The sequence below is a fragment of the Paeniglutamicibacter terrestris genome (genome assembly GCF_012271785.1).
GTDB lineage: Bacteria > Actinomycetota > Actinomycetes > Actinomycetales > Micrococcaceae > Paeniglutamicibacter > Paeniglutamicibacter terrestris.
On the sequence record NZ_JAAWVT010000007.1, the window covers coordinates 128,900 to 148,560 of the forward strand.

General features: G+C 58.7%; 16 protein-coding genes. 8 read left to right on the plus strand and 8 right to left on the minus strand.

Annotation, left to right across the window (positions count from 1 at the left end):
• Positions 1-105 precede the first annotated feature (105 nt).
• On the minus strand, positions 106-1,275 hold the full coding sequence (locus tag HED64_RS14330) for an IS30 family transposase (protein ID WP_425351803.1): 1,170 nt from the start codon (positions 1,273-1,275) through the stop codon (positions 106-108).
• Positions 1,276-1,393: 118 nt separating this feature from the next.
• On the opposite strand from HED64_RS14330, the gene HED64_RS14335 reads away from it, so the two are divergent.
• Both HED64_RS14335 and HED64_RS14340 read left to right on the plus strand, forming a co-directional pair.
• Entirely contained in the window at positions 1,394-2,680 is a 1,287-nt protein-coding gene (locus HED64_RS14335) for an MFS transporter (protein ID WP_168152689.1), read from the plus strand.
• Complete coding sequence (locus HED64_RS14340) at positions 2,640-3,017, plus strand: ArsR/SmtB family transcription factor (protein WP_425351804.1); 378 nt, start codon at positions 2,640-2,642, stop codon at positions 3,015-3,017. Before HED64_RS14335 ends, HED64_RS14340 begins: the two co-directional genes overlap by 41 nt.
• A 252-nt stretch (positions 3,018-3,269) precedes the next feature.
• Here the strand turns inward: HED64_RS14340 and HED64_RS14345 are convergent, their stop codons facing one another.
• From HED64_RS14345 to HED64_RS14355, 3 genes are all read right to left on the minus strand, one after another.
• Entirely contained in the window at positions 3,270-3,653 is a 384-nt protein-coding gene (locus HED64_RS14345) for a hypothetical protein (protein ID WP_168152690.1), read from the minus strand.
• A 178-nt stretch (positions 3,654-3,831) separates the two neighbouring features.
• Positions 3,832-4,119, minus strand: a complete 288-nt coding sequence (locus HED64_RS14350) for a hypothetical protein (RefSeq protein WP_245326011.1) — start codon at positions 4,117-4,119, stop codon at positions 3,832-3,834.
• 103 nt (positions 4,120-4,222) lie between these two features.
• Positions 4,223-4,744, minus strand: a complete 522-nt coding sequence (locus HED64_RS14355; protein WP_168152692.1) for a phosphoribosyltransferase family protein — start codon at positions 4,742-4,744, stop codon at positions 4,223-4,225.
• Between the two features lie 2,136 nt (positions 4,745-6,880).
• On the opposite strand from HED64_RS14355, the gene zapE reads away from it, so the two are divergent.
• Together zapE and HED64_RS14365 are read left to right on the plus strand one after the other, a co-directional pair.
• Positions 6,881-8,020 (plus strand): cell division protein ZapE, encoded by a 1,140-nt coding sequence (gene zapE / locus HED64_RS14360; RefSeq protein WP_245326020.1) that lies wholly within the window; start codon positions 6,881-6,883, stop codon positions 8,018-8,020.
• Positions 8,017-8,682, plus strand: a complete 666-nt coding sequence (locus tag HED64_RS14365; RefSeq protein WP_168152694.1) for a peptide deformylase — start codon at positions 8,017-8,019, stop codon at positions 8,680-8,682. Before zapE ends, HED64_RS14365 begins: the two co-directional genes overlap by 4 nt.
• Here HED64_RS14365 and HED64_RS14370 read toward each other — a convergent pair.
• Positions 8,671-10,722, minus strand: a complete 2,052-nt coding sequence (locus HED64_RS14370) for a prolyl oligopeptidase family serine peptidase (RefSeq protein ID WP_168152695.1) — start codon at positions 10,720-10,722, stop codon at positions 8,671-8,673. The two genes, HED64_RS14365 and HED64_RS14370, sit on opposite strands and share 12 nt — an antisense overlap.
• Before the next feature lie 40 nt (positions 10,723-10,762).
• On the opposite strand from HED64_RS14370, the gene HED64_RS14375 reads away from it, so the two are divergent.
• The 4 genes from HED64_RS14375 (at position 10,763) to HED64_RS14390 (ending at position 13,799) form a co-directional block, all read left to right on the plus strand.
• The gene (locus HED64_RS14375) at positions 10,763-11,635 is read left to right on the plus strand and encodes a putative RNA methyltransferase (RefSeq protein WP_168152696.1); all 873 of its coding nucleotides are present in this window, start codon (positions 10,763-10,765) and stop codon (positions 11,633-11,635) included.
• Positions 11,636-11,795: 160 nt separating this feature from the next.
• Positions 11,796-12,263: an NfeD family protein gene (locus tag HED64_RS14380; RefSeq protein ID WP_168152697.1), complete on the plus strand. Its 468-nt coding sequence runs from the start codon at positions 11,796-11,798 to the stop codon at positions 12,261-12,263.
• Positions 12,264-12,326: 63 nt separating this feature from the next.
• The gene (locus tag HED64_RS14385) at positions 12,327-13,259 is read left to right on the plus strand and encodes an SPFH domain-containing protein (RefSeq protein WP_168152698.1); all 933 of its coding nucleotides are present in this window, start codon (positions 12,327-12,329) and stop codon (positions 13,257-13,259) included.
• Between the two features lie 180 nt (positions 13,260-13,439).
• Positions 13,440-13,799, plus strand: a complete 360-nt coding sequence (locus HED64_RS14390; RefSeq protein ID WP_132357680.1) for an RNA polymerase-binding protein RbpA — start codon at positions 13,440-13,442, stop codon at positions 13,797-13,799.
• 92 nt (positions 13,800-13,891) lie between these two features.
• Here HED64_RS14390 and HED64_RS14395 read toward each other — a convergent pair whose 3' ends face one another.
• From HED64_RS14395 to HED64_RS14405, 3 genes are all read right to left on the minus strand, one after another.
• Positions 13,892-14,620 carry a polyprenol monophosphomannose synthase gene (locus HED64_RS14395; protein WP_168152699.1) on the minus strand — a complete coding sequence of 243 codons (729 nt, stop codon included), beginning with the start codon at positions 14,618-14,620 and terminating at the stop codon, positions 13,892-13,894.
• A gap of 530 nt (positions 14,621-15,150) precedes the next feature.
• Positions 15,151-16,770, minus strand: a complete 1,620-nt coding sequence (locus HED64_RS14400; protein ID WP_168152700.1) for an amidohydrolase — start codon at positions 16,768-16,770, stop codon at positions 15,151-15,153.
• A gap of 83 nt (positions 16,771-16,853) precedes the next feature.
• Positions 16,854-19,658 carry a DEAD/DEAH box helicase gene (locus HED64_RS14405; RefSeq protein WP_168152701.1) on the minus strand — a complete coding sequence of 935 codons (2,805 nt, stop codon included), beginning with the start codon at positions 19,656-19,658 and terminating at the stop codon, positions 16,854-16,856.
• Positions 19,659-19,661: the final 3 nt, after the last annotated feature.

The following is a 19,661-nucleotide window of genomic DNA, read 5'->3' on the forward strand; positions in this document are numbered from 1 at the left end:
ATTTGACCCGCCACGGAAACTGGATAGAAGTCATCCGGCCAGGTATGGGCACACCCCCCGGAAAGGCATGTCAGTGTCCATAAGCCGATCGGCGGATTCTGGCGGTCATTGCAACAGGAGGCTTCCGATCATCTCGATCGGCTTCCTGAACTCTAGCCGCTTGCGTGGCCGGTCGTTGAGTTCGGCGGCAACCCAGTCGAGGTCTTCGGCGCTGTGGATGCCCAGGTCCGTGCCCTTGGGGAAGTACTGTCGCAACAGCCCGTTGGTGTTCTCGTTGATGCCTCGCTGCCAAGGCGAATGCGGGTCGCAGAAGTAGATCTCCATGCCGGTGTCCATCTTGACGCTCTTCCAGGACTGCATTTCGATGCCCTGGTCCCAGGTCAGGGAATGGCGCAGCGATTCGGGCAGGGTCTTGATCTTTGCGGTCAGCGCCTGACGCATCTGTTCGGCCTTGTATCCCTGGGGCAGGTGGACGAGCATCGTGTAGTTGGTGTTGCGCTCCACCAGGGTCCCGATGGCGCTCTGGTTGCCCTTGCCGATGATGAGGTCGCCCTCCCAGTGCCCCGGGACGGCGCGGTCTTCCACTTCTGCGGGGCGTTCGGAAATGTTGATCATTCCCGGGATCCGGTTCTTGCGCTGGCCGGCCTTGCGGCACGGCTTGCGCACGGCCCTGCCGGTACGTAAACACGCGGCCAGATCGCGGTTCACGGCGCCGCGCGACTGGACGTAGAGGGACTGGTAGATCGTCTCCGGGGACACCCGCATCTCCTGTTGGTCGGGGAACCGCAGGCGCAACCGCCCCGCTATTTGTTCCGGTGAATACTTCTTGGCAAGGTCCTCCTCGACTATTCCACGCAACACCAGATTCGTGTGAAGCTTGGCGGGTTTGGGACGGGAGGCCCGCTCGTAGGCCAGCACGTGGGCCGAGGTCGCCCGATACTCATTCCCCGCTTTAGTGTTGCGGCGCAGCTCCCGGGACACCGTCGAGGCGGAGCATCCGATCGCTGCTCCGATCTTCCGCAGGGACTGGCCTTGGGCACGCAGGATGGCGATCTCCTCACGCTTTTCAAAGGTCAGGCAGCGGCCCTTGAGGTTCCTGCCTCGGCGGGGACGGACACCGCCGGCGGCGGCCAGGACGGTGCGCCCGGTGCGTCTGCTGGTGTTCAGGGGAATGACGGCGTCGGTGATGAAATCACCTGCCTGCATTCCTGCCCAAAAGACCTGCAGAAGATCTGGTCGGTAAAGGATTGAATATTTTCCCATGTCAACACTCATTCACTAAGTGTTGCAATCACCGCGCGAACCCAAGGAACGTCTTACGGGTCAGAATCAATCCTTCGTGCGCTAATATGAGTGCATAAGTTCGCACCTATGCACTTGATTGGTTGTTGTGATGCTGTCTGTTCTGAAAAATACGACGTATCGGCGGCTTTTTTCTGCCCAGGTGGTGGCCTTGTTGGGCACGGGAATGTTGACTGTGGCGCTGGGTCTGTTGGCCTTTGATCTGGCGGGCAAGGATGCGGGTGCGGTGATGGGTACGGCGTTGACGGTGAAGATGGCCGCCTACGTCGGGTTTGCCCCGGTCATTAATGCATTGGTGGCTAGGCTGCCGAAAAAACCGGTGTTGATCGGTGCGGATCTGCTGCGCGCTGGCATGGCATTGTGTCTGCCGTTCATTACCGAAACGTGGCAGATTTACGTGTTGATCTTCGTGTTGCAGTCGGCTTCGGCCACGTTTACTCCGGCGTTTCAGTCGTTGATTCCGCAGGTGTTGAAGGACGAGCGTGATTACACGCGGGCGTTGTCGCTGTCGCGGCTGGCTTATGACATGGAAGCGCTGGTCAGTCCGGCGCTGGCGGCCTTGCTGTTGACGGTGCTCAGCTACAGCAACCTGTTCCTGGGGACGGCGGTTGGGTTCTTGTTCTCGGCCCTGATGGTCATGTTCACCAGGCTGCCAAGCACGGAACAAACAACCGGGATCCAGGCCTCGCTGTGGCATCGAACCACGCTGGGGACGCGCATCTTCTGGCACAACCGGCGTCTGCGATCCCTACTGGCACTAAACCTCGTGGTTGCAGCCCCCACCGCCTTGGTGCTGGTCAACACGGTCGTCTACGTGCGTGAAGTCCTGCACCGTCCCGCGACCGATCTTGCCCTGGCACTGGCATGTTTCGGCATCGGCTCGATGATTGTCGCACTCTGCGCCCCCAAGTTCTTGGATAGCTTCGGAGACCGGGCGGTCATGCTCACTGGTGCCGCCGTGCTGCCGCTTGTCCTGGTCGGGGCAACCGTCATGACTTTCTTGCCCCCCGGACCGGAACAGTGGGGGTGGATACTGGGACTGTGGTTCCTGCTCGGTGCAGGTAACTCCACCATCCTGACGCCTTCCTCCCGGCTCTTGCGCAATGCCTCCACTGAGGAAACCGCCCCCTATGTTTTCACGGCCCAGTTTTCCCTGTCCCACGCCTGCTACATCATCACTTACCCGCTGGCCGGGTGGGTAGGCGCTGCGGCGGGATTGGGGCCGGCTGCGCTGGCACTGACATTTATTGCGATGATAGGTAGTGCAGGTGCATTCCTGTCCTGGCCCCGCCACTCCCTGACGGAGGTCCCAGCCGCAGAAACCGAGGAAGCGAACTTTGAGCAGTCAACCGGAGAGCATGTTGAGCGCGGCCACTGAACCGCCGTCGCTCGTCCATGAAGTCGAGCCCGGCCCCGAACTCCTGGACGCCGCTGCAGCAACATTGCGGATGCTGGCCGAACCCACCCGCCTGCATCTGCTCTGGCAGCTCGCCAACGGACCCAAGACAGTTTCCGAACTAACCGCTGCGGCCGGTGTTCCCCGGACTGTGGCCAGCCAGCACCTCGCCAAACTCCGCCACAGTGGCCTGGTCGATACCCGCAAAGACGGCCGCAACGTGATCTACTCCCTGCGTGATGGTCACTTGGTTCGGCTGATCCGCGAAACAATCAACCACGCCGACCACCAAATGACCGGCGAACCCACCCACAGCTAATACCCGCCGCCAACCGGCACAGGCGCATGGGTAGACGTGCCAGCGCGACTCCCCGGCTGTGCCGGCCAGTGAATAAGGGAACACACAGTTCTCGCGGTTTCAGGATAGCTGTTGTGACTGTTCCGTAAGACGGTCGACCAGCGGTGCTTGTGCAGAGGACCTTGGACGACTTCGAAATGTCAGTTTCCGAAGTCGTCAGCACTTCTGTCCACAGTCCGCCTCATTGCGCCGCACCGTCCGCAAGCGGAACCTCTACCGGGACTGCAAAGCGTGCAAGTACGGTCCCTCGGTGTCACTAAGCAGGATCTCACCGCGGGGTGATTCCTCCATGGCACCGAGAATTTCCAGAGACAGGTAGAAATCGTGGCTTGTACCGGCGCTGGTGTGAAGATCGGTGATCAGGAGACGCATCTTGGTCTCCAGCGTGGATTGCGTTGATTCGGTCCATTCCGGAATTACCCACGCCCCCCAAAGTAGCCCCCCACCAGAAGTAGCAACGACTTGCTGCAAACCATCAGCGGAGAAGACGAGGGTTTGCAGCTGCATGTTGTTGACATAGGTGCACAAGAGCTGGGGTTCTGACTGGCGGACTTCTGTTTCGGTCCAATCAGGCCAATCAAAATTGATCTCAGGCATTTTGTATCCCCCTAGATTGCGCATACGGATATGCTACTTGGCTGCCCACGTCCCGCCGTGCCTGCCATCGCAGCGCTAGTGGACCGCGCAACCTGCCCCCTTTGCCAAATAGGGAACGGTTTGCGGTTATGGCGTAATTGTTCCGTGGTGGGCGAATTTGTCGGGGCCGTCTTCATAATCACGGTTCGAGCATTGGGCTTGGCGGCAACGGCGTTTCCTCTCCGGTGGGCTCCTGCCCGTGCAGCCGGCACATTCCGATTACGCCTCCATAGTTGTATTCGACCCAGACCACTGCCTGGCGTCCATTCCTGTTGGCTTCCGCCCAGGCAAGGACGTCTTCCACGCACGCTGCGTTCTCGATCCGGTGCTCGCTGCTGTCGCAGTTTTCATTCCAGAAGTCCACGCGGTACACCGGAGTGAGGTCTTCTTCGCTGACATAGCGCGGATCAACGGGGGATATCTTCATGCTTTCCACACCCATGGTGACAATCTATCCCGATCGGGTGAATCATGCAGGAATCCTCTCACCGACCCGCAAGCCGGTCGTTCCATAGCGCAGGTGTCTTTCCTCAGAAGTCTCGGATGTGAAAGACAGATTTGAGGTTCAGCTGCCGCCGCGGCTGGCCCTCCTTAAGGTTGTCAATGAGAACCGACGCTCCGATCCACGTGGCTCCGGTTTCCTCCACAAGTCGTTGCAGAGCCAGAAGCTGCCCGCCGGTGTCAATCAGATCGTCCACCGCAAGAACCCGGTCCCCGGCACGGATAAGGCCTTTGGGCAGACCCAGCTCAAGGTGGCGGTCTTTGTAATCAGGCGGGCTGGTGACCTTGACCCACGGATCGCTGTCGAAGGACGGTTCCGGATCTTTACGGACGGGGCAAAAACCAACACCGAGACTGGCTGCCGCAAGAACCCCGGTCAGGTGTCCACTGGCCGAAGGACCGATAACAACGGTCGGAGAATCGAGGCGGAACGGCTCGCTAAGCAGGGCTCCGAGACCCGCCACAACGTCCGGTTCCCGCCACCAAGCAAAGAGATTGTAGTAGCGCCGGCCGGTCTCTGGACTGGTCTTCCACTCGAATAGTTCCGTCATACGGTGTCGGAGTTGTCTCGTATCAGCGGCGGTCATGAGTCGAAGTCTATTTCACTCGTCATTTTCCTCTAAGGCGGCTGCACTGACTGTCCAAACTCCTATGCGTTGCGATTATGCGTTCGCAGGAGGAACCAGGTAGAGCGCCTCTTTTACTACCGAATCAATGGCGTCGTCCCATTAGGGGTCTGTCCGGATTGACAATTTGAACCGTCCCGATAGGGGGTCCGCTATCGGAACGCACCTGGGCCTGACCTGAATGTTCGAGTCTTCTTGGATTCACAGGAAAGTCGAGTGTTCCGTAAGCCCCGTCCGGTGAAACGTCCGGTGATGGGGCCCTATGCGGGGCACGATTTGAATCATTCCGAAGCCCTTCTCCGGGGGGATAGTGTCGACTGGGTTTGAGCGGGAGCAATGTGTCGGATCTGGGGGTTCCGGATACTCCAGCGCGTTTCCATTCCAGTGACTGAGTGGCCGGAGGCGACCTGGGGTATCCAGCCGTCTGTGATTTTTTGGCCACCTTCACCAGGAACGTTTCTGGATGAGGGGAGGAGCCGATACGCCTCCAATTGAGAGTAAGCGATGGCGGAGGCGAGCATGACCATGGACGGATAGAGCACCGCAGCTAATTATGCTTGGACGTTTCCCTGTTGGGGGAGTGCCCGTGCTGGATGATGAGGCTCTTGAGGTGACGCGAGGCCGTGGTGATTTTCGGACAGTCACGGACGCTGAACTGATCACCTGAACCGGCTGTTCTCTCGCCCATCCAGAGTGCATATGCCGGGCCGAACAGGCGTTCGTGGGTTGTGTGGAAATCAACGTAGTTACCGGCGCCTTCGGCCAGCGTGCAGCGGTGACATGCCGGAGTGAGGGTGGTGCGTTTTGGGAGACCGAATAGTTTTCTCGAAACCCAGTCTCGGGGTGTCGGCCGGCCAATTGCGCCATCGCCAGCATGAGGACGTCTGGTTCCGTTTGTGTTCATTCGGAGAGGTTGCATGTCCATGGACGCGCCGGGAATACCTGAGAGCTATCATCAGTTCGCCGTGGCGAAGCAGGTTCGCGGCGCTGACACGGCAAACGAACGAACGCGTAGTTTCATTCTGGAAATGGCGCAGAGGAATCGGCAGCGGACGACAGACTCCACCCTGTGACATTGGCCCGGCGAACAAAGTAGTCCGGAACGTTCTACGCCTAGGGGAGCGGCACCGGAAGCTTGATCTTGAACGGCTGGGACGATATCCCCGTGACGGTGGCATAGAAGTGCCAGACGTTTCAGGTGGATTCTTTCTGACCAAGATTCAAAGCCGACACGCCGCCCGATGGAAGCGCGTCAAGAGAGGACTGCGATGTTTCGATGGTCCTTGTGGGCAGCAACGTGGCGAATCGGCTGTGAGTACTCGGAGTCTGTCGCCTATCAAAGTGCCATGAGGTCGTTGGTTGTGACGGAGGAAATCCGCTCGCTGAAGATCAGGGAGCCGACTGGCTACTTGGGCCCGGGCTCAACGTCGTGTGCCAACAACGCCCGCCCCATGGCAATCAGTGCCATGAGTAAACTCCCAGTTGTTTCGGGTGCATTTGTCTCATCGCACCCGAAACAACTGGGAGTAGAGAGATTTCCTCGTCTGTAATGAGGCAAGACAAATGGCGGGCAGCCTGGGGTTGGTTGAGGAGGGGTCCCAAAACGCTACTTGACATAATGTAGATTATCGGCGAACCGTATACATATCTAAAAGTGGTGATTTTCGGGTTTTTCCAGATTGATCCTAAGCTCAAGTTTTCATGTTCCAACGGATGGTTTTGCCGTGATTTCGGGGCGTTGCAGCTCTGGAGCTCGAGCGCACCCGAAATTTTCCGTCACGCGTCAGCTGGCCGACCGAGCAGCGAACGCTGGTTCTGGATTCTCGCGGCGCAGGAGATTGATGGGCTGGCACGATAGATAGGCTCGAAATTACGAAGTAACTCTGGGAAATCCTGTCTCCCACCCGGCTGGCCGCCAGATAAGAATGACCTGACATAACTACTTTGCACCAAGTTTTGGCACTTGCATAGTTATTCAGGGAAACTCGATGTATGTCATCACCCAAACCGTTCAACTGGAAATCAACTCTCCAGGCAACGAGCCGACAGCAAGGCGACGAAATGCTGTGCGCCATCTCGGCCCAAGCAGCATCCGATGCTCTGGATCTCGATGCTAGCCAGCTTGAAACGATTGACTTGCTGGTCGGTAGCGCTCTCGGTCATCTTGATCCCGTGCATGGCTCCCCAACCAAAAACAACGTTTATCTCTGGGGGCCGCCAGGGCGGGGTAAAACTTGGCTCCTTGGCGCATTTTTTGAGGCACTGCCGATCGAAAGCAAGCTGCGCGTTCACTTTCACGACTTCTTCAGAGACCTCCATGCCACAGCCCACAAGGCCACAGCAGACGCCATGAAAGAGATCGAAATCTCGGACACTGTGGGCGTAAAACGCGGAAATCCCGATCGTGTTGCTGCACGCACCAGCGCCATAGAACGATCCATCCACAGCATCCTGGGCAACGTGGAGGTACTGTGCTTCGACGAGTTCCATTGCAACGATCCCGGCGACGCCATGTTGCTAGCCCGCACGGTGAAGTACATTGTTGAGCGCGGCATTTTGCTGATTACCACCTCAAATTACCCACCGGAGGAACTGCTCGCCGACGAGTATTATCACCACCTGGTGATGCCGACGATTACCATGATCCGCAGCGAAATGACGGTTCATGAACTCGATGCACAACGCGACTACCGAACCCTTGATCGTGCCGAGGATGACCGTGTGGGTTTCAGCAGGGGAAACGTGCTGCATTCCTGGGATAAGGAGATTCTTGCAACCCGCGGCCTGGTGCAACCGGAGACCAACGATGCAACATTCCTGACACCAACAAGCCACCAGATCAGGGTGCTACGCATTACCGGCCGGCAAATCTGGTTCGACTTTTCGGATCTGTGCGAGGCGTTAACCTCAACGCTTGACTACCTGAAACTCGCTCAAGACTATGACCACTGGATCATCTCCGATGTACCGAGTGCGGAGCGCATGACACCCTTTGGGCTACGCCGGATGGCCAACGCCATTGACGTCCTTTACGACCAGCAGATCCGCCTCGATCTGATAACTGCGGAAAACTTCACCGATTCCTTTACCCAGCTGCCTGAACTCGAGGCCTCCCGGTTGCACAGCCGTATCAACGCCTTGAATCCCGCCGATGATCAAGCGCTCACCACCATCACCACCCTGGAAGGATCCGCAGTATGAACCAGCACCACGAAGCAGCCGTTTCCGAGGTCTACTCCCCCGAACTGATTCGTTCGGAGGTCATTCGACTGGTAGAGCTCCATGAATCGGGCGTGCTTCCGCCGATCGTTCAGCTGGGCCACCCCGTACTGCGCATGGCTGCTACACCCTTCACCGACCAACTGGAACCAGAATTACTGCGGATGCTGCTGGACATCATGCGGATGGTCATGATCGATGCCCCGGGTGTTGGCCTAGCCGCTCCTCAAATTGGCATCCCGCTGCGCCTGGCGGTGCTGGAAGATCTTTATGAGACCGACCCAGAGGTTGCTGCGGCCAGAGAGCGCGAGCCCTTGGAGTACCTCGAAATCATCAATCCACACTACGTTCAGCTCGGTGATCCCATGGCGGCGTTCTACGAAGGTTGCCTCTCCTTTAACGGCTACCAGGCCGTGGTAGAGCGTCCCGCGGAGATCGCCACCACCTTTACCGACGCCAACGGAATCGCACACACGCGAAACTTCTCCGGTTGGCAGGCACGAATCTTCCAGCACGAGACCGACCACCTCGACGGCACCGTATACATCGACAAGGCACTGACCAGGTCACTATGCGCTAATCACGAGTACCCACGTTGGGCGAACCCCAGCATCGACGAGGCACGCACGGGACTAAACTTCTAGGCTCACCGAGGTGGTTTCCGCAGCCGTGGAAACCGGCAGGAAACGAGCAAACCAGGCAAGAATTTCCTCAAAGCGCTGCCGCCGATGCCAGGGTGTACCAGCACGACTCAGTCCGTGGCTTTCCCCCGGGAATAGCACAAACTCCGTGGTGACCCCGAGCTGTTTCAATCCCACGTAGTAACGCTGCGCCTGTTCCAGCGGGCAACGGTAATCACCCTCTGAATGCATGATCAGGGTGGGAGTACGCACGTTTTTTAAGGCGGCCATCGGCGACTGAGCAGCGATGGCCGCCGGATCAGATCCGGTGTAGGCGTCGGCAAAGAACCAGCCAATGTCGCTGGTGCCGACAAAGGACGCCGGATCAAGGAAGCCACGCTCCACCATGGCCGCGGCGAAACGATGCTCATGGGCGATGGTGAACGCCGTCAGATAACCACCGTAGGAACCGCCCAAGATTCCCACACGATCCGCATCCAATGCCGGATCTGCGGCACACGCGCCATCAAGGAATGCCAGCACGTCGTCCTTGTCTAGCGTTCCCATGGCTTGCCGGATGGCCAGTCCGTGGTCACGTCCGTAGCTGGCGCTACCTCGGGGATTGCATTGCAGGACCGCATAGCCTGCCGCGGTGTAGACCTGTGTCTCATCAAAGTAGCTGGGGCCGTACTGCGAAAACGGCCCACCATGAATATTGAGCAGCACCGGATGCGGTCCGGGACCTTGCGGCAAGTGAATCCACCCGTGGACCGGATATCCGTCAGGTGCGTTGAATGTCGCCTCCTGCGGTGCGCTAAACGCCGTTTCACGGTTCAGCTCGGCCGCGAAGTCGGTTAGCTGTCGCAGGTGTTCACCCTCCACGATTGAGCACTCCCCCGGTGAGGAGACCAAAGAATGCGAGACCAGCACAACATCGGCTCGGGCTGCCGCCGCGTGGATGAAGATCTGCCCCTGCACCAGGACCGAGTTGTTGCCGGTTTTGGTAATGAGATGCAGTTCTCCGGTCCCGCGTACCCGGGCCAGCGCCAATACACCGGTGGGTCCGTGAGGCACCAACGCGTCACATTCCGTGTAGTCGACAGCTTCTATATTGGTGTGCACCAGAGCCTCGGATTGGGCAACGGCCTGGGCCGCAACGGAGCAGACCGCTGTCTGCTTGGCCAAGAAATCGACACCGGAGGACCCCACATGCTGACCGAGCACAAAAAGTGTGGATCCGTCGTTGCTGAAGCGCGGCGCACGGTAGGTCCACGTAGAGTCCGCGGTACCCAGCACACTTTCGGGTTCAGCGTCGGCTTCTCCATGGCTAGGCACCCGGTAAATCTGAGTTCTCAAATCTCCGTCTTGGCCGGGGTGAAGGGCTGCGGCAAAGTAGATCCAAGCGCCATCTGGGCTGAAGCACTGATCGTTGACGTCGTTTTGTGCTGTGGCGCGTTTGGTGAGCGTGGGTAACCCATCCGGCGCTGTTCCCTCTTTTTCTGCGGCTCGTCCACGCGGTGCGATAAAGGGCTCGCCACCGAGTTTCGGAACGCTCAACGTGAAGAGCTCCTGGATTTTGTCGTGGGTGAAACCCACCCCATCTCCGCGGTAATTCAGCGTGGAAATGTGTCGCGGTGCCTCGGCCCCGGGTCCAACTCCCTGGGTCGAACCGTAGCGCCCTGGCTCCGGTGTGCGGGAAATGAGGGCGATTTCCGTGCCATCTGGTGCCCAGCTGAAGGACCCTACGCCCAAGAGCCGATCGGTCAGGAGCATTGGTTCGCCGCCTGACGCCTCCACGATGGCCAGTTGAGAGACACCCTTGGCATCCGCTCGCAGGAAGGCGATGGTGCTTCCGTCGGGTGAATATTGCGGTTGGCTATCTGCCTCACCGCGCGTCAGTCGCCGCGGTGGCCGTGACTGGTCAAGTTCGACTTGCCACAGCTGTCCGGTGTAGGAATCGGTGCCGAAGTTCGGACGTGAGGCCGACACAACGGCACGTGTGCCGTCGGGCGAGATGCTTGGCGCCGATACAGTAGTCAGTAGTTCTAGTTGCTCTGGTTTCACAGCGCTAGCCTATCGAAGTCACCTGAGACAAAGGACACACGTGCAGCAGCAATCGACTCTCGACCAGGGACTTCGTTGCCCCATCTGCGTTCTGGCGCTGCACCTGCATTCCGAGCCGGGGGCTGGTGCACGACTGGCCTGTGCGAATGGCCATCGATTTGATGCGGCCAAACAGGGCTACTTCAACCTGTTAACCGGCAAGGGTACGAACTTTAAGGAAGACGGTGCGGACATGGTGGCGGCCAGAGCATCTTTCCTAGACGCCGGTCACTACGAATCCCTCGCCGAGGCGCTGGGACACAGAGTGCGTACCGCCCTGCGACATGAGGAGAACCCGCGGATCCTCGATGCTGGCGCCGGTACCGGCTACTACCTCAGGCAGGTGCTTGCCGCACTTCCGAGCACCCAAGAGGCCACGGCCGTCGCCCTCGACATCTCCCGCTACGCCATGCGGCGGGCGGCCAAGGTTCCTGACACTCTAGCTTTGGTCTGGGACTTATGGCGCGATCTGCCGATCGACGACGAGAGCTTTGACCTGCTTCTGAACATCTTCTCCCCACACAACGGCACCGAATTCGCCCGAGTACTCCGCCCCGGGGGTACCGCCCTCGTTGTCACGCCGCTTCCCGAGCACCTCGCCGAGGGGGCCGAACTTTTGGGACTGCTGGGCATCGCCGAAGACAAAGCAGCAGGCGTCGTGAGCTCCATGGGTGAAGGATTCACGCTTCGGGCCACCGAAGAGGTGCTCATCCCCCTAGTACTGGGTGAAACGCCAGCCTTCGAGCTGGCCATGATGGGTCCGGCCGGTCATCACCTCAATGCCCAAGTACTGCGTGACAAGCTGTCCGGTGAGAACACACCGGTGCTTCTTACCGCAGCCTTCCGGATCCAAGAATTCCGCCGGAACGACTAACGCTTCCCTGATCTCTAACAAGCAGTTCAAGGATGGAGGGAGGCGCTGATATCACCGACAATGTCCTCCAATGTGCTGACGCGTTTTCAACCACCCATCAGGCATGATGGAGTACACGAGGTTGGTGTGGATCCAACGCATCCGGACTTGAGGGGTAAAAATGTATGACTGGCTCATAACCAACGCTTGGGTGGTTTGGTTGGCGCTGTTCCTCTTGTTGGCCATCATCGAAATGATCTCCCTGGACCTGTACTTCATCATGTTGGGTGTCGGGGCATTAGGCGGTGTGACCGTCGCTTTGCTGGGTGGGGAATTCTGGTTGCAGGTAGTGGTCTTCTCCGTTGTGTCACTTCTGATGATCATGCTGGTGAGACCCATTGCCCTGCGGCACTTGCGCAAGGATCCCGAGGGGCTGCGCACCAACATGGACCGACTCATCGGCGAAGATGCTCTGGTGCTCGAGCCCACGTCAAGGATGAACGGACGAGCCAAGATTGGCGGCGAAACGTGGTCGGCTCGCACCGACGACGAGGTTGCCCTGCAGCCCGGGACCTACGGGTCCGTGATTCGTATTGATGGCGCAACTGCCTACATCACCCTGCGCACAACGATGCCCGAGCTGGACTAAAGCACTTCACCACAAGTTTTCGGCGTCGTCACAGATGGCGCCCCAACGAAAGAGAGAGAAGAGATGCAATCTTCGGGTCTTGGCCTAACGGTCGTCCTGGTGGTCCTGGCAATCTTCGTGATCATCGTGCTCTTGCGCTCCGTGCGCATCGTGCCACAGGCACGAGCAGGGATCGTGGAGCGTTTGGGTAAGTACAACCGCACGCTACTTCCGGGACTAACCATCCTGATTCCATTTGTTGATCGCCTGTTGCCCATGCTGGATCTGCGCGAACAAGTTGTGAGCTTCCCCCCGCAGCCGGTAATCACCGAGGACAACCTGGTGGTCTCCATTGACACCGTGGTCTACTTCCAGATCACCGAGCCGCGTGCGGCAACCTACGAAATCGCCAACTACATCATGGCGGTTGAGCAGCTGACCACCACCACGCTGCGTAACGTTGTTGGTGGGTTGAACCTCGAAGAGGCACTCACCAGCCGTGACCAGATCAATGGTCAGTTGCGTGGGGTTCTTGATGAGGCCACCGGCAAGTGGGGCATTCGTGTTTCCCGTGTTGAGCTCAAGGCCATCGATCCACCACTGTCGATCCAGGACTCCATGGAGAAGCAGATGCGTGCCGAGCGTGATCGCCGTGCAGCGATCCTGACGGCCGAGGGCACCAAGCAGTCGGCAATTCTTACCGCCGAGGGCCAGCGTCAGGCATCCATCCTGAATGCCGAGGGTGATGCCAAGGCGTCCATCCTTCGTGCCGACGGTGAAGCTCAAGCAATTCAAAAGGTCTTTGATGCAATCCACGCAGGTAAGCCGGACCAGAAGCTTCTCGCTTACCAGTACCTGCAGACCTTGCCGAAGATCGCCGAGGGGTCCGCTAACAAGCTCTGGATCATCCCGAGCGAAGTTGGCGAGGCGCTGAAGGGAATTGGCGGCGCATTGGGTAACCTCACCGAATCATCGGGTGAAGATAAGCCTGAAGGAACCAGCAATACGCTGATGTAACAACCGGCTTTGTGCGAAGCAAATCGGGCGGGTGACCTCTTTGGTGAGGCCACCCGCCCGAATTCGCGTCTAGGCCGTATAATAGAAACTTCGAGACTTGCGCCCCGCGGGAATTTTACGGTGAACCGGGACGTTGAAATCGGTAGCCGAACCCGTATGTAATCGCAGTAGGGAGACAACATGAGCGATCGCAGCCTGCGAGGAATGCGCCTTGGCGCACAAAGCATGGAAACTGAGGCTGGCGTAGAGCCAGCAGCGCGTCAGCGCGTTGAATATCGTTGCGAAGATGGCGAGCAGGTGTTCGTGATTTTTGCCGCTGAGGCAGACATCCCGGCCACTTGGATGTCCAAGACCGGCAAGATTGCCAAGTTGGTCAACGGTGACGTCGCGGAAGAAGAGAGCAACGAGAAGCCGGTGCGTACCCACTGGGACATGCTGCTCGAACGTCGTTCCATCGATGAATTGGAAACGATTCTCAAGGATCGCTTGGATAAGCTGCGTACCACCCGTGGTGCAGCCCAGGCAGCGCTCAAGGGTTAATACTCCCCCAGTAGCAAATAGTAGGGGCCCGAATGGAATATTCCATTCGGGCCCCTACTATTTGCGCAACGCCACTGCTGGGCAGCGAGAAGCTACTTGCGGTTGGTGAGCTTCTTCCAGCGGGCGCTCAGACCCCACTTGGTCACGTTGAGCATGGCTTCAATCACGATGTTCCCGCTCATCTTCGAAACGCCAAGTTCACGCTCGACGAAGGTGATCGGAACCTCAACGATGTTTTTGCCCAGCTGAGCCACGCGGAAGGTCATATCGACCTGGAAGCCGTAGCCCACCGAATCGATAGCGTCAAAGTCCATGGCTTCGAGGGTCTCGCGACGGAAGGCACGGAAGCCGGCGGTGATATCACGCAGGTTCACACCCAGCATGGTGCGTGAGTAGAAGCTACCCATACGCGAAATCATCTTGCGGTGCAGCGGCCAGTTCACCACAGATCCGCCCTTTACCCAGCGAGAACCAATGACGAGATCGGCACCCTTAGGGATTTCGGCTAGCAGCAGCGGAAGCTGTTCTGGCTTATGCGAACCGTCGGCGTCCATTTCCACCAGCACATCGTAACCGGCTTCTAGGGCCCAAGTGAATCCGGCGAGGTACGCTGCGCCTAGTCCGGCCTTGCCGGTACGGTGCAGTACGTGGATGGCCGAGTCTTCGGCGGCCATTTTGTCGGCCAATTCGCCGGTGCCATCGGGTGAGTTGTCATCAACGATCAAGACATCCGAATCGGGCACTGCAGCACGCAGGCGGCCCAGGGTGATGGGCAGTGATTCAAGCTCGTTGTAAGTCGGAATGATCGTGACTACGCGCACGCGGCAGTCCCTTTCTGCTGATGGATTGATCCGCGGAAGAGGGCCGCTTGAGGCCGATTACCAACGTGCCGCTGAGCAGTAACCCGCTGCGACTGGTTTCAGGGATCGGGTGGGTCAGTGCTCAATTATACGCAACCCGTGTTCAAATGCCCGGATGCTCGCCGTGTGATGCGTAAGACGATCGAGATGTGCCGCAGGGCACAAATCAACCCCGCAGGCTTCGGTCCGTCCCGTTGCGCCGCAGACCGACGCGCAGGGTGTTATCTAGTGCCTACGGGGTTAATTTGTTATCTTGCACTGTCGTGCCGATAAGCCAGATCAATCGATCCGGCATTGCCTCCAGCCTACCGTCCAGTTTTTAACTGTCAACCGTTTGCGGACCACCGGCGACATGAATCTTCTCAAGTCAAACGATAGATCGGCGGTTCAAGTAATTTGAGGAAAAAATAATCCCAGTAATTGGTCATATCTCCCCCAACCCCTTGCCGAATCATCATTTTCCTGATTCGTTAAGGAAACAACTCCGGGATCTAGGCCACGCCAAGCGCGTCAAAAAGCACTTCACCCGCACGCACGGTACGCAAGCAATTGGGTACTTCATCTTCGAGCACCGGCAACATCGGAGTACCGGCTCGTGCATCGGTACTCCACGAAGAAACTCGCAGATCCGGAGTCTGGACCGAAAGTTCGGCCGCATCCCAAATCGCGAAGGTTGCCTCCGCGCCGGTGACCAGCTGACCGGCGAGGGGATTTGGAACTCCCAGGGCCCGGAACCCCGACCGAGTATGAGCCATAAAAGCAGCTCGGGCCGAAATACGAGCGCTCGGATCGCTCAGTTCCAAGCAAGCCTTGACGGCAGCCCAGGGATTTACCTTGGTGACTGGGGCATCGGAACCGATGACCACCGGCACGCCGGCGGAGAGGAATTGTCCGATGCCGTTCATGGAGGCAGCCCGATTGGCGCCAAGTCGCTGCTCGTAGAGGCCGCCGGTCGAGCCCCAGGCCGCATCGAAAGCGGGTTGCATGGAGGCAGTCAGTGCGAATCGCAGCATTTGTTCGCGGGCTGCGTCATCAACCATTTCCACGTGTTCCAGACGATGCCGTCCGGCCTGCACCTTCGCGAGGCCAACTTCTTCTGCTGCTTTGGCAAAGCCGGCCAGCGCGAGATCTAGCCCGGCATCGCCGATGACATGGAAGGAAGTTTGAATTCCTGCCAAAGAACACGCAGCGATGTGCGCAGAAATCTGTTCGACGCTCAGGTAGCTGGTGCCGCGCTCCCCAACCGCGTCGGAGTAATCGGCGCGGAGCAGCGCGGTGCGTGAACCTATCGACCCATCGATATTCAAATCTCCACCCAGGCCAACAACGGCGTGGGAATTGAATGACGTCAGCATCTCCCGCGCCGCTGATTCACTGGCGACGGCCTCGGCCCAAAACGCGAAGACCTCGGGTGTACTGGCTTTCTGGGCTTCACTTCGAGCCAAGAGTGCCTCGAGGTCGCTGCGGCCCGAGATGCCCGGGGATGCCATCTCAACGACCGTGGCATAGCCATTTGCTGCTAAATGGCTGAGTGCTAGATCGCTATTCTCGGCACCTGTTTGCTGGGCTTCGGAAAAGATCGCGGTACGAACCTGCGTGTGGATTCTTCCCTTGACCAGAGCATCGGTGTACTCGGGGCTCTCGTTGAGGCCCAGCCGCTGCGCGAGCTTCGCACTGATGAGCGCGGAATGTACATCCACACGGGAAAGATAAATCTCTCGGTCCGGCGCCGCGGCCTGAAGCTCAGCGGCAGTGGGTAGCGCGCCGCCAGCAAACCTCGACTCGTCCCATCCGGTGCCAACGATCAATCCCGTTGTTGCCCCGGCGGCCGCTGCCACCGCGTCGAGTAACGCCGTGGCGCTGGTGCTCTCGCTGAGATCTAGCCCCTTAAGGGTGGCCCCCAAGGAACCCAAATGTACATGTGAGTCGACAAAAGCAGGGGTCATGAGTGCACCCTGCAAATCGATCTCGGTCATTCGAGCATCCAGTAATGCGCCGGCTGCAGCTTCGGTGCCGATCCATGCGACCGTGCCATTTTCTACCAACATGGCCGTCGCGAACGGATCGGCAGGTGAGTAGACGGATCCATTGCGATACAGCTCAAGAGACATGATTAACTTTCGTGTTTAGAAGGGCACCATTTGCTGTTGCGCCCATCGGTCCTTCTGATCGTTCTCGTGACACCTTGGGGGTGTTAGTCGACAACGTTTGAATAAGCGACAACACCACGGCGAATTCGATCCACCGCACGGTTGCACGAGCGAGCCATTCCGGAATTAAGATCCGGGATTTTGGCCAGCTGGTCGAGTACATCGATGACCTGCTTGGCCCAGCGAACAAAGTCTCCGGCGGCAAGGTCGGTGCCGCGCAAGCATTCGCGCAGATCCGATCCCCTGGCCCACTTATAGATCGGCCAAATCAGACCCGAGTCCGGTGCGATGGTTTCGGGCAGGCTCGCGGTGGCCTCGGCGTCTGAAAGCCGTGACCACAGCTTGACCGATGTTTCCCAAGCGACCTGGATCTTGGCCGTGGGCATTCGTGGATCGGGTCCGTGATCATCTCGTCGGGCCTGGAAGACCAACGCGGAGACGAATCCTGCCAGTTCCTCCGCCGTCATCTCGTTCATGACGCCGGTTTCCATCACGAGGGAAGTCAAAAGGTCGCGTTCGCCATAGATTCTGCGCAACCGTTGACCGGCATCGGTGATTTGTTCCAGGGTCTTGTTGTCCGAGGTGGGCACGAGATAGTCGAAGTCCTCCAGCACCCGAGCAACGCGGTCAAAGGTCTTTGAGATGGTGTTGGTACGGCCGCTGATCTGAGAGCGTAGCTTGTTCGTGTCACGCAGGAGTCGGGCATAGCGCTCACCCCAACGCGCATGATCCTCGCGTTCCGGGCAGCCATGGCAGGGATGCGCTCGAAGAGCACTACGCAATTCGGTGATGCGTGATTCTTGCTCGTTGCTGCCGGTGAATTCAAAGGCCGGGGCGTCGTGCCGCGGCGGCCGAGATTCGGCCAGTGCACTGCGCAAAGAAGCGGCTAGGTCCTTGCGGTCCTTGGGAGTTTTCCCCGTAAATCCCTTGGGAACACGAATTTGAGAGATCACGTCGAGCGGACCTTCAAGATCCTGAGCGCTGATGCGACGGATGTGCTTGTCTTCGGTCAGAACCGTGTGCCGGGGTTCGTTCCATGCGGTGTCCAGTTCAATGATCACGCAACGTCCAAGCCTGCGTGCACCCTGAATTTCGACCACGTCACCGATTTGCAGTGAATCCAACGATTCGGCGGCGGCGGCCCGGCGCAATCTAGTGATAGTTCGAGAGGCTTCTTTTTCGACGTCCGAGAGTTCCGAGCGAAGGGCCACATATTCGGTGAAATCGCCGAGATGACAGGTCATCGATTTGGCGTAACCCGCCAATGATTCCTCGCGGGAGCGAACTTGACGTGCCATGCCAACAACCGAGCGGTCGGCCTGGAACTGTGCGAAGGACGTTTCCAAGATGCCGCGGGCTCGTTCGCGTCCGAATTGCGCCGTCAGGTTCAGTGACATGTTGTAAGTCGGTCGGAAGCTCGAATTGAGCGGGTACGTCCGCTTAGAGGCAAGCCCGGCAACAGCGGCAGGATCGGTGTCCTGCTGCCACAACACCACGGCGTGACCCTCAACATCGATTCCACGACGTCCGGCGCGGCCAGTGAGCTGGGTGTACTCCCCCGCGGTAATGGCAACGTGCGATTCCCCGTTGAATTTTTCCAGTTTCTCCATGACTACCGAACGCGCCGGCATGTTCACACCCAAGGCAAGCGTTTCGGTGGCGAAGACGGCCTTGACTAGTCCGCGGAGGAATAGATCTTCAACTACTTCCTTGAAAATCGGTAGTAGTCCGGCGTGGTGGGCAGCAAAACCACGCATGAGTCCCTCGCGCCATGGCCAGAAACCAAGTACCTCAAGGTCGTCCTCGGGCAATCTGCTGGCCACGTGGTCGATGGTCCGCTCGATTTCGGTTGCCTCGGCCGTGGTGGTCAAGGCAAGTCCCGAGCGGACGCACTGCGCGACAGCACCGTCGCAGCCATTGCGGGAGAAGATGAACACCAATGAGGGTAGTAGACCGGCTCGATCTAGAGCCATGATCATGTCGGGTCGTGAGACGCGCGTGCTGATGGGCTCGCTCTTCTCGGCCCAGGATCCCCCACCGCCTCGGCGACCACGTGCACGTGGGCCTCGCGAACGGGATCCAGCCGTGGCACGGTGGGCCAACTTGGTGAGTTCTGGGTTCACCGCGATTTCGCGTTCGGGGGCCTCGGCCACCTGGTCGAAGGAGACTTCCTCGGCGAAGAGGTCAAGTAAGCGTCCCCCGGCCATGACGTGTTGGAAGAGCGGTATGGGGCGATGCTCGGAAACGATGATTCGAGTATCACCTCGCACCGCGTCCAGCCAGCCGCCAAATTCTTCGGCGTTAGAAACGGTGGCCGAAAGCGAGATGACTTGGACGTCCTCGCGCAGGTGGATGATGACTTCTTCCCACACTGCGCCACGGAACTTATCGGCCAAGTAGTGGACCTCGTCCATCACCACGTAGCCCAGCGAGTCCAAGGTGTCGGAGTCCGCGTACAGCATGTTGCGCAGGACCTCGGTGGTCATCACCACGATCTCAGCGTCACCATTGATCGTCATGTCACCGGTGAGCAGCCCAACGCGTTCGGGCCCATAAGTGGCGACCAAATCGGAGAACTTTTGGTTGCTCAGAGCTTTGATGGGAGTCGTGTAGAAAGCCTTCTTGCCGGAACGCAGGGCTTGGAAGATCGCAAACTCTCCCACGACGGTTTTTCCTGCCCCAGTGGGGGCCGCTACCAAGACTCCGGAGCCGGAGGCAACTGCTCGGCAGGCTTCTTCTTGGAAGGGGTCAAGATCGAATCCGATGGAGGCGCGGAACTCTTGCAGCCCCGTATCAGTTTCCTCGTTCGATTCCGTGATTTCTGCGTACTGTTCGGCCGGCGTGCTCACGCA